A 14,792-nucleotide genomic window follows, 5' to 3' on the forward strand; every position below is an offset into this window, starting at 1 on the left:
GGTCGGAGCTTGCGTATCCGATGGTCCGCCGCTGCTTCCCGGCTTCCACCAGTTGCCTGAAACGTAGAGCAGGTTAAGCATATTGAAGGAATCGCTAAAGTAAGAAGACTTAGCGCTCTTCATATAATCCCAGCCTGCATTCACCCAAGCCTGATGGCTAGTGCTTGTCGTTGCTGCGGAGATCATCGGTGACGTAAATACCGCTTCACCGTAAGAGTTGAGAGCAGTTCCGCTTAATGTGTAGCCTGCTTTAACCTGAGAAGGCGAGCCTCCAGTTTTGCCTTTAATCCATACCGCTATTTTGTCAGCGATTGTTTTTGCTCTTGTGTCTCCATAAAGAGCGTAGTCCATAACAATCCGGAGCGGGACACGCGAAGCATTATAATAGAACTCATTTGTCTCTGGGAATTCATCCAAATAATTTTGCGGTGCAGGCTTAGCCGGATTGTCGACGATAAAGTCGGAAATCAGTCCGGTTGACGAAGCGTAATTGTTGCTGACCTGCGAATAGGCCGTATATAAGCCATTAATCACATTGATCCAGGTTTGATCTCCAGTTACTTCATGGAACGCGCGCAGATGACTTAACATCCAATCGGACGGTCTTGAATTCAATGCGCTCTTTTCATCCCAATCTCCAAGATTAAGGCGATTGTTAGTCGTAACGTTGCTGGATTTAATCGCATTAATCATTTTGATCGCTTCAGACAAATAATTGATTGTTCCGCTTGAGCCCCATTGATTGTGAGCAAGAACCAAGGAATAGGCAATGTCCAAATCTCCGTCAGTTGCGGAGCCGAAATGCCCTTGCGCACCCGAGCTGTCAGCCACTACCCAGCCCATCAAGTTGGAATTGCCTGAGCTCTTGAATGCTCTAGCCGTTTTGAACATGCCGTCGTAAATCGTCTTTGCGCTAGAGTCATGTCCGGCCATCAGAACGGTGATCACCATGCCGAAGCCCTGACCCTCAGATGTACCGAGCGGTTCATAGCCCTCCGCGCTTCCAGTAATGTCCCCTTTTACATAGTATCCGCCCGGAAGGGATGACAGGTTGTTCTTTACATATTTAGTTTTCCAGTAATCATAGTACGAAGAAACGGAAGAATTCATAGAAGATTGGCTAACATGATTCGGCTTGATGATACCTGAATAGTTAACTTGCTGAGGGAACGGTTTTTGTTCTCCTGCAGCATGAGCTGTTGATTGAAAATTAGCAGGAGCACCCAATAAAGTCACTAGCATGGATAGGCTTAAAAGAATCGGGCCCATTAATTTCATCATACTTTTGTTTGATTTTAATGTGTACATTCGATCTCCTCCTTCATTTTTATACTGCCTCAATCTACTGTTTTATCCATTTCTCCTTTCCTACGTAGTAGAAACATAAAAAATGTAACCGCTTTAACTTTACGACAGAAAGCAACCAATCTATGGAAAAAAGTGTAGTGGAGGATACGAGGTATGATTAAATCGCAGCTGTATCATCCAAGTTACTTTTAGCCACCAACCTTCAAATGATAGATAAGAATCTTGTATCCTTTTTTTAGTAAATGTAACATATCTATTTTAATTATGTCTACACTAACTTATATGGGTAAAAATAGTTCCGTCCCTATTTTCTTTTTTATTGGATATCTCCAAACGCCAGCTTTTTCAGGAATGGATTGTTTGCAATTAAATTTTTGACTCTCTCTATTTAACCAACCAAACCCGATCGATTTAATATCCTAATAATAACATAGAAACTCACCGCCTTAATGAAATTTTTGAATTTTATCATTGTAGCGCGTCTGTATGAACAACCAAAAAAGCCGACTCGCTGAATCGGCTTTTCCATAGGCGCCATGTTTTCTATACTCACGTAAAAAAGAGATTATCCCCGAATCTTGTATTTTTTTCCCATTGGCTCTTGACCTCCTCCATCATCTGGTTCGGTATTTCCGCCAATGGCAGCGCGGTCGGCTGCCGCAAAGCGAAATTGCCTGTCTTCGCAACCGTACCGTTATGGACAAGCGCATCGGCCCGGTCCGTGCGTACGCCCGGGATGATTATAATATCCTGCTCCGCCCTGCATCTCGCCGCGATTGCCCATTCCACTTCAATCGGATTGTCGATCGGAATATCATCATCGACCACCACGAAGTGCTCATGGTATTTTTCCAGGAAGTATGACTTGATTGATCGCATCCTTGCGATACGTGATAGCTTTCACCTACAACTGGTATACATGGTGGCTCGGCGACATGCCAATCATCAGCTTGTCCGGACCGAGCACCAGCAAACGGTTCATCGACATGTTGCGCTTGCCGGTTTCCGGATCCTTCGCCACAATGAGGCCAGCGGTATGATTTATTTAAGAAGACCAATGATTTCAAGGAACTGCTTGGCGACTTCCTTTGGCTTCATTTTGTCATTCTCTACTTTGGCGTTCAGTCCGGCCATCGTAACCTCATCCAGCTTGTCTGCAAGCAGGTTCAGTGTCTCGCCTACCTCCGGATACTTTGCGAGGAAGTCCTGTTTAACAATCGGAGCCGGAAAATAAGGAGGGAAATATCCCTTGTCGTCTTCTAGAGTAACGAGATCCATCACGGGAATCCGGCCATCCGTTGAGTAGCCGACAAGCACGTCGATTTGGCCGTCTTGAAGCGCCTCATAAGCGATTCCGATATCCATTTCCTTGCGGCCCTTGAATTCAAAACCATACGTTTCCGCCAATCCCTTAAATCCATCTATGCGCTCAAAGAATTGAGCATCGGTGCCTAGCACCATATTCGGCGCCTGCTGAGCCAGATCACTGAACGTTTTCACCTTCCATTTTTCCGCTGTTTCTTTCTTGATGATCAGGGTGAACGTATTGGAGAATTGGATAGGATTCAGCCATGTAAGTCCATACTTCTCCTCGTACCCTTTTTTTGTTTTCTCATAGACCGTAACCGAGGTGTCATCAGACTGGAGCTCATTTTGCAGGATGTTAATGTACCCTGTCCCGGTATATTCGGCATAAACCTGAATGTCGTCGTCTTTCAAAGCTTGCATGAGTTCATTTGAAAAACCCAGTCCTGCTTTCGTGGAAATATGATGATCCGTCTTTGCATCCAGTAGCTGCGCCATAATTTCTACCAGAATCAATTGCTCGGTGAACGGTTTACCGCCAATCACAATATCCGCTGGCGGAATCCCGCCGACCGATTCTGCGTTCTTGGATGAAGAGCTGCAAGCGTTTAGCACTGCCAAGACCAAAATCATCATACCGATTAGTGCTTTTTTCATTGTAGGCTCCTCCTGGTTGCTGGTTTAAAAATTGCAAATAGCGATAATCGATTATGAATTCCAACTATTTCTACATGTAATATATTTGACACCTATAGCCGTGTCAACAACTTTTATTATCTGCAAGTAAGATAACGTGACATGAGGAAAAGGACCAGCCTAAACGGCCGGTCCTTTACATGTATTTCGACGTTACTTCAACGTCATTTCTTTTTTCCACGTTAACTCCTTGCCTTGCTCATCCTTGAACAAGAACACAACCTGCCCTTTCTCACCCTTCATCGCGTCCGTGTAGAAGAAGCCCGAGAATTGTCCGTCGCCGCTAATATAGAAGCCGTCTCCACCGCTAGCTCCATGTTCAATCGCTTCTTGAACCGAATTGACGATCAAGTTCTCCTTGGACACCCACTGCATTTCGGCCAGCATAAACCCTTCCGGAAGCTGCTTCACCGTAAAATCGAAGCTGTTGCCCTCAATCGGCTTCTCCGTCTGGTCAATGACAATTAAGATTTTTTTGTCGGTGTCCGGATCGTCAGAGGCTGTTGGAGATGAGACAGCTTCACCGGGATTTAGCGCGGGCTACCAGTACTCTTGGACTCAGAGGCTTCGTTACGTACTCATCGGCGCCAAGCTCAAACCCCAACAGGTGGTCGTCATCCTCTGCTCGGGCGGTCATGATCATAATCGGGATGTCCGACTTTTCCCTGATGCGCCTGCATACCGACCATCCATCGATTTCCGGCATCATAATGTCGAGGACAACCAAATCAACGGAGTTCTGTTCGAATACGTCAAGCGCAATTCTTCCGTTCTCCGCTTCAAGCACTTCCCATTGCTCCTTCTTAAAATAGTCCGTGATCACCTCACGCATAAGCATATCGTCTTCAACCAGCAATATCGTTCGTTTCATTGGGCTGCACTCCGCTTCCGCCAGCATCTCTATGTTTTATCGCTTCCCATAATTCAAATTAAAGAATGGCTGTGTACTTTGTGTGTATTTCAAATGAATGTTTCAACATAAGTAATTCTCACAATTGTATCATTGAGAAACATCCATTCACAATTGAAGCCGCCTGCCTTATACTCACGAGTATATTTCCAATATAAATTGCATTTCAGAAACAAAAAGAGCCTTAAAAGATCTCCAAAATTGCAAGATCCTTAAGGCTCTTTCCAGTTCTTATTCCTTTTACCCTTACTTATTATGCGTCAAATCATTGGCTTTTGCATGATGGAATTATGAGATAGCTGTAATCGTACTAAGTTCCGCGTCGTTATGCTTCACGTTATACACTTTTATTTTCTCCGTGTCGCCTTTGAAATACCATTCATATGAAGCCTTCGAATTGCGGTTAGCCCCGTTCAGCTATGCCCAATAATATACACAAAAAGTTTATGATTTTCCAATTTTTCACACATTCACTTCCTTCGGTTACATTTTGCTACAAACGCCTCTTCCTAGTCTGATTTAAAGCCAAACTTTTTATCGTCTGCACTTCAACATTTAATACCTGCCCATAAGCCTTACACACCTGGTGAAGCCACTGCTGTCCGTCGGCAAACCTAGGAGCGAGAAGTACCTTTTTAGTTAGCGAGGAATTTCTAAAGTTCTCATGAAGATTTTGAATCATTGTAGATATCATGCTTTCACCTCTTGATCGGGAATAGAGACCTACACTTCGCAATAATTCATCAACTATATAATTTCATCCATTCCTGCAACTGCTGCTTCATGTGTTCTCTATAGGATTTGGGTTCCAAAATCTCTGCGTTGGGTCCGTATTGATACACCCAGTTAAGAAATTCTCGGTCATGATTCAGTGTTACTTCAAAGATCAAGCCGCCATCCTGAAGATCCTTCATACGCGGTCTCACAAACAGCTCTTCTTCTTTTATATAACGAGCGACTGCCGAGGAGAACTTCACTTTAAAGTGAATGTGATCGTCGCCACGCTCAATGGACCACGTATTTTTCAAGTACTGCTTAATACTGAAATCGCCTTTTTCATACGATTGATTGGAAACTTCGACGGCTCGAAACCGACTCAGCTTGAACGTCCGTATATCCTGGGCTTGATGGCAGAATCCAATCAAATAAAAACGCTGATCCCTTGGCACCAAATAGTAAGGGTCTATCAGGCGCTTGGTCTCGGTATTTCTGCTTTGTGTATGGTACACAGCCTCTATCGTTTTGTTGCTAAGAATCGCCTGCAAAATATCGAATAGAAAGTTCTGCTGATTTTCTTCCTTATAGGCAGGCATACCCATTTGGATTGCATCCGTAATATTCTGAACAATATCTTTACTGCGAGATTTTTCTTTTAAATGTGTAGCCATGACCTTATCATGAGCCGTATCGAATCCGTCAGGCAGCTTATTTCGGTCTAGGACAGAAGGCAGCATGGAGAAAACCATAGCTTCCTGATCCGTAAAATTGAGAGGATACATTGAAAAATTACCGATAAATGTATACCCTTTCCCATAACCCTCATTCGTGACCGGAGCAATGTGATCCAGGTTGCGAAGATCTCTGTATACGGTTCTTTCGGTTATTTGGCATTTTACCGCAAGCTCTTTCGCTGTTATCCCGGGGTTTGCTTGTATGGCATTAATCAATTTAAATAATCGAATGACTTGATCTATCATCGAGAATGCTCCCTTGAATTAGTTCTATTTTCCTAATTCTAGTACATTCGACTTAATGTTCTAAAATCCTGCAATAATTGTGGATGAGACTTCCATATTGCTCACCCCTAATTCGAATAACTCTACATAAGTCCTTGTTTGATCCCGTTGTAACGAATCCTATGGTAGATGGAGTTGCCATTTTCGCGATAAATTTTTTCTACTCTAGGATCATCAGGTTCAAATAAATCGAGTACAAAATGCGGTGAGTGACCTGTACAGATAATGACAACCTGCGCACCGTTTCTTTTGCTTTTTAACGCCTCCGGACTTTCCTCATATCCGTCATACCATTCAACATGAAATCCACAATCCGTTAGCATCTTTGTATATTTAGTACGGTTTCTAGACCCAATGACAAGAACTTTCATTTCAGTTGAATGAATGGGTATAACTGCGCTATCTGTACGCTGAATTTTCCGTCTTACCCCAGCAGCACTCGAAGTCCTCGGAACATAATGGTAACTATACTGCTTAATAATGTTAACCTCATGTTCATGAATCATATTAACCTTAACAGGAAGGTCTGGCTCATATGTCCCCTCCCCCGAACAAACCTTATACACACCGTTTTCTAAGTTATAAAAATGAAGATCTTCGCCTGTTTTAATAAGGTAACCATACATTTCACTCGAGTTTCTAGGCTGAATGGAACTTGGCGCTTCCTGAAACCTGCTTTTGATTCTCTTTAATCGATTAAATAAATCTAGAAGCATCTCCCTGTGCGACGGCTTTGCCAAGACAAGCCTTGCCCGCAGTGCATCAAATAGTTCCTGAATACTGGCTTCTGAGATCATTCCAGAATTTGAACGTTTCAATTGTTGTATGTAGGCTGCCTGTGTCCGAATCGTATTTTTGAGCAGAGACAACTGATCCCGATCCATTCGAAATTCCCTTTCGATTTGTAATTCCCTTGATAACTCTTGGTTTACCTTGTTAAGCCGGTCTAATGAATTCCTCAGTTTCAAAGAACTATTTGTATTTGTTAATGATTTCGCCTTCGATAGATCATGTTTTAGTTTTTCTATTTGAACAGCTTGAGCAGCGTTCGTCTCTTCCAGAGCTTTGCATTTTTGAGTAAGCCGATCAAATTGTGACTGCTTTTCAAGGCTGGCTTTCTTTTCGTTATTTAGTTCCAACTTTGCTTCGTATAAAAAAGAACGTAATGATTTATTTTCCAATTCCACTTTATTGGATTTAGCTTTGGAAGCCTGAAGCTTCTGTTCCTGTTCGTTCACTCTATTTTCCAATTTCTTGATATGCTTTTTTAAGCCTCGGATATCTTCTTGCTGTCTATTTAGCAAGTCATGGTCTTGAGCAATCTGATCTGTTGGTGATTTTGAAGTTGCGTTTTGAGCTTTAATTTTTAATTGTTCAATAAGTTCCTTCTTATTGAATTGATGCTTTCCTTTATTATGTTCCGCGGTTTTGATCATCTGTTTGATATATGGATGCATGCCATTCACCCCTTATAAAATTCATTAAGTAACTATTTCACGTGAATGTACAACCACATGGGCAGCCAGAATAACATTCCACCTAAATAAAAGATCGTAATCAACCCTTTACTCCCCACGATTTTCTCAAGATTATGCAGCGCATCATAGAAATCATTTCGGGATCGAATGTAGTTTACATCTTCCTCTTCACTAAGATCTTCATCAAATATCTCATGTATTTCTTTCGTAATAAAACGGTATGCCAAAATTAATCCCACCACTAGGTACAGACTAAAAATTAAGATCATTGCACTATTCATATTCATGAAATTAACCCCCATGGCCTTCTGTAAATCCATTTTCTCATATCCAAAAGTCAGCTAGTTGTCAGTGAACACTTGTTCTGTAATAGGCTAGGGGTATTCTTTTTACATTCAATCAAAAAAATAATTGTTATTAGAAATAATTTGACGGAGGTTGCGTGAAGTAGCTAGTTTAGAGAAAAGAGGAAAAAAATCTTGGAGACTAACCGTTAGCATTAAAAGAGAAGTCAAAGCGAGCGCATACATCGCACCAGAGAGATTAACACTGAACTGTAAAACCTGACTTCTAATTCTCATATTTTAATCGATCATTTCTCTTTTTTTCTCGATCATATTCCTTTTTTCTCAATCACACTTTTTCTTTGAAAAATGATATTTTAATTACGAGTACATCAATTTGGTCCTCAGAAATAAAGCAACTATTATTCCCAATCCAGTCCATCACATTATGGGAAGCCAAAATGCAATCCGAAAAACTAAAAATATTTTATATTATTGAATCAGGTTAGAGTATGATTTAATCATTTGGAAATCCCTTTTTTCGACAGGATATTCCATTATTATATAACATATTATCGGCACTAATCTGTCAGCGAGTATATGTTAGCAAGAAAAAACCTCCCATTTAAGAGAGGCCAACTTGAATCAATATTTATCAGCGCGATTGTCGATAGCCAAAATATAAACGATTTGCTCTTGGTGATTATCAAATAAAACCCGATAACTTCCTATTCGCAACCGAAATCGTTATTTTCAAAACAAAGGATCGTTTGGAAATTAAATATTAAAATTGCTGACATAAGATTGTAATTCCTCTGCCATGTGGGATAGAGAGCTAGCAGAAGCTGAAATCTCCTCCATAGTTGCGAGTTGCTCTTCGGTTGCGCCCGATACAGTCTGTGTCTCTTGCGAGGAAACGGAGGCAACTTCAGACACAACACTGAACGACTTCACAACTTCTTCTGTTCCCTCAGCTATTTGTTGTGCAGAAGCGGATATTTCCTGAATCTGGCTTGTTACTTCATTGACAGTACTGAAAATTTGATCAAACGATTGACTAACGGCATTCATCACAATAGTTCCGTCAGCAACTTCTTTTGTCCCAACTTCCATATTATCAACAGCAGTTTTGATCTTAGACTGTACGGATTCAATATAGGCAGCAATTTGTTTCGCGGATTCTGACGATTGTTCAGCAAGTTTGCGTACTTCAGTTGCTACTACTGTAAATCCTTTACCTTGTTCTCCGACTCTTGCTGCCTCAATTGAAGCATTAAGTGCCAGTAGATTGGTTTGATTGGCAATACCCTGTATGGTTTCAACAATTTTTCCGATATGTTGTGCTTGTTCTCCAAGCTCAGTGATGGAACGAGATGCGTTACCCACAGATGATTGAATACTATTCATTTGCTGGACTGATTGTTCAATAGCCTTTTTTCCTTCTATTGCTGATTCTGATGCAAGAATGGCTTTATCAGAAACCTCTTGTGAATAGTTTGAAATTTGCTGAACTCCAAGAGACATTTGTTCAATCGTCCGTTCGGTTGTCATGACGTTTTCCAGTTGTGTTTCCGCACCTGCTGAAACTTCTTGTATAGATGCGGTAATTTGGGTAGCGGCTTGTCCCGATTGCTCGGCTGATGCGCTCAATTCCTCCGCCATGGCTGAAAGATTTAACGAATTCTCATTGATCTTTTGGATTAGGTTTCGCAAACCATCGAGCATAGCATTGAAAGAATGAGTTAATGAACCGACCTCATCTTTCGATTTGTAGCTCCCTCGAACCGTTAAATCGCCCGACTCGGCTTTCTCCATTAATGTTTGCATAACCCGAATCGGTCTAGTTACTAAACGTGTAATTAAATAGCCTGTCGCAATACAAACAAGAAGGCTGATGATCAATATGAATAGGGAAAGTTCTTTTGTTCGTGAGAAATCTTGAATACTTTTGTTATTTAAGTCTGTGGCTTCTTTTTCTTTATAGTCCGCTAAATCTTGTACAATTTTATGTCTTTCCTGGTTGAGTGGATACAAGGATTTAGAGTATAGCGCCACTGCTTGCTCTTTTTTGTTTTGTGCAGCCAAATTCTTTACTTTTTTACGCTCTTCCCTAATTTTCCCCGTAATGTCATTCAACTTTTTAAGTCCATCTGCTTCGAAGGGGCTTAAATCTGATTTTCCATAATCAGAAAGTAGCTTGTCATTCTGACTGGTAATGTTACTACTTCTCTGTGCCAAAGTTTGAATCTCTGAATTATCTGTCGTCATCATTGTTTCTAATGAGTTAGCGTCTTGTGCATTCCAATTGGAACGAAGTTGATTTAACCACTTCACAGGTAACAATGCGTCCTGATACAAAGCCGTAGAATTTTGACTCATTCTATTCATTGTACTCAAATTCGACAGCCCAATTACAATTAAAGAAAGAAAAGCAATTATAATTAAAAGAAAAATTTTCATTCCAATTCGCATGTTTTTTAATAGTTGCATCTTTCAACCATTCCTCCATGTTGTTCGGCTCACTAGAGTTGCATAAATGTTCTCTGAATTTTCATAACTTTCCGTCTTATCTTGTACGAGAACGTTCACAGATCGGGTGTCTGAAACCCGGCAAGTGGCTACATCGACTATGCAGCATTCGATCGCTACTGCGAAAGCGGCATTTCTTTCGTCACTCGGCTCAAGAACAACGCTTGCTTGGAGCCACTTGAATTTCTTGAAATCAAGGCAGAAAGCAGGGTCAGCGAAGACGTCATCGTACGTGTAGGATCGCAGCAGAAGAAAATGAAACACAAGCTGCGGATGGTTCAAACCGAAGACTCGCAAGGCAATCTGCTGTTTCTGGTCACGAATCGATTCGAATATCTTTAGGGAGACAACGAAGACTGAGCGTCGACTGATCGACAAGCGCAGCTGTTTTTTACTCATGTGAACATATTTACATAATTAATCCAAATGGATAGAGCTACCTCTAATAGCGATCGACCTTTTGGATTTCGGATCAAAAAAAGTTGTCTTCATTTTCAGACAGAAAGTACATCAGTGTTTATACAACGCTTATGTGTTCGGCTCTTAATTATTGTTACTAATGTACTATACTTAGCTAATGATTCCAACTATATTTCGACAAAATATTCTTTATTTTTAGTAAATTCGACATATTTTTTTACAACATAAATAGGGCTATTATCACGAAATATTCAGAAATATTTCTAGTGCTAATGTCCTTTTACGTATATATATAAATATTTCATCACTTTAGATATAAAAAATTACTTGGATGTATCCAACTTACGTTTATAAAAAAATCTCTATAATTAGGGGACTCGCCTATCTGATCGCATCCATCAGCAGCTCTCAGTTATCAAGGAAAAACAACAAGAAAAAACAGTACATATTCTACAATCCAACAGGAAATTTCTTTATTCGACAGGTAATTCCCATCATTATACACCACATTGCCGACACCAATATGCCAGCAAGCGTATTTCCTCATAAAAAAACCTCCGTCGCGTGATGAGGAGGTGTCGTATCCATTATGTGTAACATACTCATTTTTCAACAACTCTGGCTACCTGATGCCCGCATTGGAGCAATCTCCTTGAAGAATAATGACGTACTTATCCAATTGTACCATGAAATCCTTGACGGTTGTTGTACTCAAGCATCTTCCACATTAGACATTGCTAATGTATTTTTGACGCGCATCAAAGCATTGTCAATATTGTCTTCTTCCTCATCGTGCACTACCCATTTAAGATCAGAATAAGAGCCTTCCGTCTTAATAGGCTTGCCTGTCTATATTGCCTGTAGTGCTCTAAACTGACCACAAATATCACCCATATCAAGCCACCCACTCCTTTCTGTAAGCCACACTAACTCCCGCAACACTTCTTATACTTTTGACCGCTGCCGCATGTGCAAGGATCATTACGACCGATTTTTTCAGCTTTGACAGCTGAATTTCTTTTTGGCTCACTGTTGGCTGCACCACGTTCTATCTTTGGCTTGGCGTTTACTGGCGTTTCAAACTGTTCTTGGCGAAAACAAGCCCATACTTGCAGTTCCTTAATTGTGTCCGTTATAAACTGAAATTTGTAATCTTGTTGATTGCTTTGTAAGACATCTTCTTTTGTTCTCTTAAGTGTTTTATCGATGCTTTCTATGCTTATGATAAAGGATTCAATAACCTGTTCCTCATACAAACGCTTAATATCTTCATAAACCTCGTCAGGATAAAGATCATTACAGCAGCATACGATCTCCGTATTTACATAATAGTTTGTTTCTGTAAGCTTATCGTTCATAAGTTGCTTAAAATAGTCCATGACGAATTCTCTTGTAAGCTGACCGTTAAATACAAGCGCAACTAAAGAGATCAAAGCTTGTCCACGCGCATACTCGTTTGCCTCTGTATTCTCGATTAGCTTCAGTAATAAATCGACATCTCCATTATATACAGACGCCAGTATTCTACCTATATCTTCCGTTATGGCATCGTCAAATATCATGTCAGATATAAACAATTCGAGTTGAGCGGTCTCTCACCTTCTCATGGCCCTCTTTTAACTCGATCATAATTTGAAGCAAGTACGGGATAGCCTCTTCCTTCCGTTCAATGATTTGCTGCAATTCGTTGCGTGGAAATGTTCCACTATTATTATATCGAATGGTTTGTAATAGCTCCAAAATCTAATCCCTCATCCGCTTTATGCGAATTCATTCCCCCCGATATATCCTTACCACGCACTCCACATGAGTAGAGTAAGTACACAAAAATCAAAAAAACGGCATCTCTGCCGTTTGTGTTAGGTGTTGGTGGAGCTAGGCGGAATCTAAGCACAGGTAATTCTATATAGGTCCTCCTATGTGGTAATATTCAGGATCAAGTATAAACTCACTGCCAGTGGTATCGAGCCAATCATTACTATACTGAACCATCTTCCATATACACTCACAAAAAGATTCTAGGACAGAGGAGTTAAGGTTAAAATTAGAAATCAGATAATCCTGTTCTACTAACGCCATTGTACCAACGTTTATTACAAAACCCTGCGTTTCATCAATCTTTTTTAATAGAATATAAGAATCATCTCTATTAAATTTATTCATTTTTCCTGCATGGACAACAGTATATGCTCTGTCAGGGTCTAATTTCTTGATATAAACCGGGTATTCTCTTCTAAATGAAGTGTGCCATTGAAAGCTTCTTATCCAATCCTGTAGGTTTAATATAGTAACTGCCCAGTTCGTTGGGTAGTTTGATGATGAGCTAATCATGTTAAAAAGCTCAATCAATTTGTCTTGCACATCCTTTAAGTTCTTGTATGCAAAAAATCCAAGAATACTTCTCTTCTCTTTGAGTAGGTTTAATATGGTCATTTTATCAGAGCTTAATAGTTTATTGACTTTCCCCAAAGACTCCGACATGCTGTGTATATCATACACAATTACACTAATATGTTTTAAAATTTCAAGAAAGCAATAATCAATTTTCCCTTTAACATGATCCTTTAAAGGATTAAAAAGAATGCCTTTAGAAAACATCTCCGATATATTTTTAAAAATTATTTCTGATACCTTATCCTTTTCATTTGTGTTATCGGAATTATAGCATAATATTCTCTTATGGTTTAAATCGAACGGAACATCACGTAGTTCGCCATACTTTATATTGAATAAACATAAAACTTTTTTCCATCCCAAAGTTTTCGCTGCATAACCAAGCTCAACAAGCACATTTGGATTAGGGGTCTTCCTTCCGGAGTAATCACTGTTTACTATAGATATATCACATATAAAAATACTACTCTTATCGATTTTTTCAAAGATTGCATCAGATATATCTGGTGAACCTGTTATACCTAATGTGTCTCGATCATATTCAGCATACACTTGAGTTTCAAATGACAGTTTTTTAATAGCTTTCTTAATTGCATTTTCAATAAAACTACGGTTAGTGCTATTTGGTAGATCTGATTGCCAAGAATAAAAGATAGTAGCTCTCAATAAAGCCCCTCCCTTTCTAGCTATTTTATAGATTGTTGATCTATACGTAAACGGTATTTCCTATCTTTTTTCTCATTCTTCTTGTCGAGCTCTCTATTATCATAGTTCATATGCCAACAAAGTTTTTGGTATATGCGTTCTGAGTATCTCCCATTCAGTTCATCCAGCATCATTTGAAAACCATCTTTCAAAAATTGGCCTCCAAAATGCTGAATATGTAAATAATTCAAGAAGTACAGATTGTCGAAGTCTTGTTGTGTGTACTCGGTTAATTCCTTATCTGAACCAATATATGAAAGCACACTTGAATCTAGTAATATTCTAGGATATATAGCTGAATTACATTCAAGATCGTAGGCTTTAAGAAGCGCTTCCCCCCATACCATGGTTTCATCCATAAATAACTCACCTATCGAAATCCCTCCACGAACAAGCCATCCAACACTATCTGTGACCGATGAGCATTGAAAATGCGAGACACAATTTAATAAAGCCTTTATGTCGAGTAATCGTTTATCTGGCTGTTCAGATAGCTTCTTAACAATGATGATATTATCGGAAAACATTTTAAACTGAATATCGCTATACCCTTCTATAGCTATTTGCTTTGATATATCCATAGAAAAAGTATAGAGGTTATGCAACTTATTCATCGCATTTTTTTGACGTTCTTTCCCCTCCTTCATTCTCGCTACAACACCCAATATATCCAAATAAGCAACAATATGCTGCGATGTTTCCCTATCATACTTGTCCACGTTTCCTCTTATCAGCATAATACTTCCTCCCATCATAACCTACTATGCAATGAGACAAGACCTAATGTAACTTTATCTTAAATAAGACTACAAAAATATTATAGCTGATTTGCGTTTTTTATACGAAGATCTCAGATTCAATCTCGCTTTCTAGCAGGTAGGTAAATGTAACTCCGATATGCTATTTCCTGATGGGAGACCACACAACGATACGCTCCTCCAAGTGCACAAAAGCCCGAGCGTAGTTAGCGCTCGGGCTTCAATTAGGCAGGTAAATGCGGCTCCAATATGCTATCTCCTGATAAGCG

Annotated in this window: 13 protein-coding genes and 2 pseudogenes; 1 reads left to right on the forward strand and 14 read right to left on the reverse strand. The window is 39.9% G+C overall.

Annotation, left to right across the window (positions count from 1 at the left end):
• Positions 1-39: 39 nt before the first annotated feature.
• From AC1TPC_RS22550 to AC1TPC_RS22595, 10 genes and pseudogenes are all read right to left on the reverse strand, one after another.
• Positions 40-1,191 (reverse strand): annotated as a pseudogene (locus AC1TPC_RS22550) (family 8 glycosyl hydrolase); the annotation flags it as partial.
• 666 nt (positions 1,192-1,857) lie between these two features.
• The gene (locus tag AC1TPC_RS22555; RefSeq protein ID WP_482069045.1) at positions 1,858-2,187 is read right to left on the reverse strand and encodes a hypothetical protein; all 330 of its coding nucleotides are present in this window, start codon (positions 2,185-2,187) and stop codon (positions 1,858-1,860) included.
• 25 nt (positions 2,188-2,212) lie between these two features.
• Positions 2,213-2,353: a UbiD family decarboxylase domain-containing protein gene (locus AC1TPC_RS22560; protein ID WP_482069097.1), complete on the reverse strand. Its 141-nt coding sequence runs from the start codon at positions 2,351-2,353 to the stop codon at positions 2,213-2,215.
• The gene (locus AC1TPC_RS22565; RefSeq protein WP_482069046.1) at positions 2,350-3,270 is read right to left on the reverse strand and encodes an ABC transporter substrate-binding protein; all 921 of its coding nucleotides are present in this window, start codon (positions 3,268-3,270) and stop codon (positions 2,350-2,352) included. The genes AC1TPC_RS22560 and AC1TPC_RS22565 overlap by 4 nt, the downstream gene beginning before the upstream one ends.
• A gap of 192 nt (positions 3,271-3,462) precedes the next feature.
• Entirely contained in the window at positions 3,463-3,696 is a 234-nt protein-coding gene (locus AC1TPC_RS22570) for a hypothetical protein (protein WP_482069047.1), read from the reverse strand.
• A gap of 139 nt (positions 3,697-3,835) precedes the next feature.
• Positions 3,836-4,180 (reverse strand): annotated as a pseudogene (locus tag AC1TPC_RS22575) (response regulator transcription factor); the annotation flags it as partial.
• A gap of 782 nt (positions 4,181-4,962) precedes the next feature.
• Positions 4,963-5,916, reverse strand: coding sequence for a helix-turn-helix transcriptional regulator (locus AC1TPC_RS22580; RefSeq protein ID WP_482069048.1), 954 nt, complete (start codon positions 5,914-5,916; stop codon positions 4,963-4,965).
• 122 nt (positions 5,917-6,038) lie between these two features.
• The gene (locus AC1TPC_RS22585) at positions 6,039-7,412 is read right to left on the reverse strand and encodes a hypothetical protein (protein WP_482069049.1); all 1,374 of its coding nucleotides are present in this window, start codon (positions 7,410-7,412) and stop codon (positions 6,039-6,041) included.
• Between the two features lie 32 nt (positions 7,413-7,444).
• Entirely contained in the window at positions 7,445-7,660 is a 216-nt protein-coding gene (locus AC1TPC_RS22590; protein WP_482069050.1) for a hypothetical protein, read from the reverse strand.
• Positions 7,661-8,494: 834 nt separating this feature from the next.
• Positions 8,495-10,207 carry a methyl-accepting chemotaxis protein gene (locus AC1TPC_RS22595; protein ID WP_482069051.1) on the reverse strand — a complete coding sequence of 571 codons (1,713 nt, stop codon included), beginning with the start codon at positions 10,205-10,207 and terminating at the stop codon, positions 8,495-8,497.
• 207 nt (positions 10,208-10,414) lie between these two features.
• On the opposite strand from AC1TPC_RS22595, the gene AC1TPC_RS22600 reads away from it, so the two are divergent.
• A complete protein-coding gene (locus AC1TPC_RS22600; RefSeq protein ID WP_482069052.1) occupies positions 10,415-10,588 on the forward strand; it encodes a hypothetical protein in 174 nt (57 codons plus the stop codon).
• Between the two features lie 1,004 nt (positions 10,589-11,592).
• Here AC1TPC_RS22600 and AC1TPC_RS22605 read toward each other — a convergent pair.
• From AC1TPC_RS22605 to AC1TPC_RS22620, 4 genes are all read right to left on the reverse strand, one after another.
• Positions 11,593-12,243 carry a DUF1186 domain-containing protein gene (locus AC1TPC_RS22605; protein WP_482069053.1) on the reverse strand — a complete coding sequence of 217 codons (651 nt, stop codon included), beginning with the start codon at positions 12,241-12,243 and terminating at the stop codon, positions 11,593-11,595.
• Complete coding sequence (locus tag AC1TPC_RS22610) at positions 12,230-12,406, reverse strand: DUF1186 domain-containing protein (protein WP_482069054.1); 177 nt, start codon at positions 12,404-12,406, stop codon at positions 12,230-12,232. Before AC1TPC_RS22610 ends, AC1TPC_RS22605 begins: the two co-directional genes overlap by 14 nt.
• A gap of 162 nt (positions 12,407-12,568) precedes the next feature.
• Positions 12,569-13,726 carry a hypothetical protein gene (locus tag AC1TPC_RS22615; RefSeq protein WP_482069055.1) on the reverse strand — a complete coding sequence of 386 codons (1,158 nt, stop codon included), beginning with the start codon at positions 13,724-13,726 and terminating at the stop codon, positions 12,569-12,571.
• 20 nt (positions 13,727-13,746) lie between these two features.
• Entirely contained in the window at positions 13,747-14,502 is a 756-nt protein-coding gene (locus tag AC1TPC_RS22620; protein ID WP_482069056.1) for a hypothetical protein, read from the reverse strand.
• Between the last annotated feature and the right edge of the window lie 290 nt (positions 14,503-14,792).

This window comes from Paenibacillus sp. Y280 (assembly GCF_056786335.1).

What these genes read in the sequence shown, in the direction of transcription:
- AC1TPC_RS22555 (WP_482069045.1), bottom strand. Translation starts at nt 2,187, where the DNA reads ATGCGATCAATCAAGTCATACTTCCTGGAAAAATACCATGAGCACTTC.
- AC1TPC_RS22565 (WP_482069046.1), bottom strand. Translation starts at nt 3,270, where the DNA reads ATGAAAAAAGCACTAATCGGTATGATGATTTTGGTCTTGGCAGTGCTA.
- AC1TPC_RS22570 (WP_482069047.1), bottom strand. Translation starts at nt 3,696, where the DNA reads ATGCTGGCCGAAATGCAGTGGGTGTCCAAGGAGAACTTGATCGTCAAT.
- AC1TPC_RS22580 (WP_482069048.1), bottom strand. Translation starts at nt 5,916, where the DNA reads ATGATAGATCAAGTCATTCGATTATTTAAATTGATTAATGCCATACAA.
- AC1TPC_RS22585 (WP_482069049.1), bottom strand. Translation starts at nt 7,412, where the DNA reads ATGCATCCATATATCAAACAGATGATCAAAACCGCGGAACATAATAAA.
- AC1TPC_RS22595 (WP_482069051.1), bottom strand. Translation starts at nt 10,207, where the DNA reads ATGCAACTATTAAAAAACATGCGAATTGGAATGAAAATTTTTCTTTTA.
- AC1TPC_RS22620 (WP_482069056.1), bottom strand. Translation starts at nt 14,502, where the DNA reads ATGCTGATAAGAGGAAACGTGGACAAGTATGATAGGGAAACATCGCAG.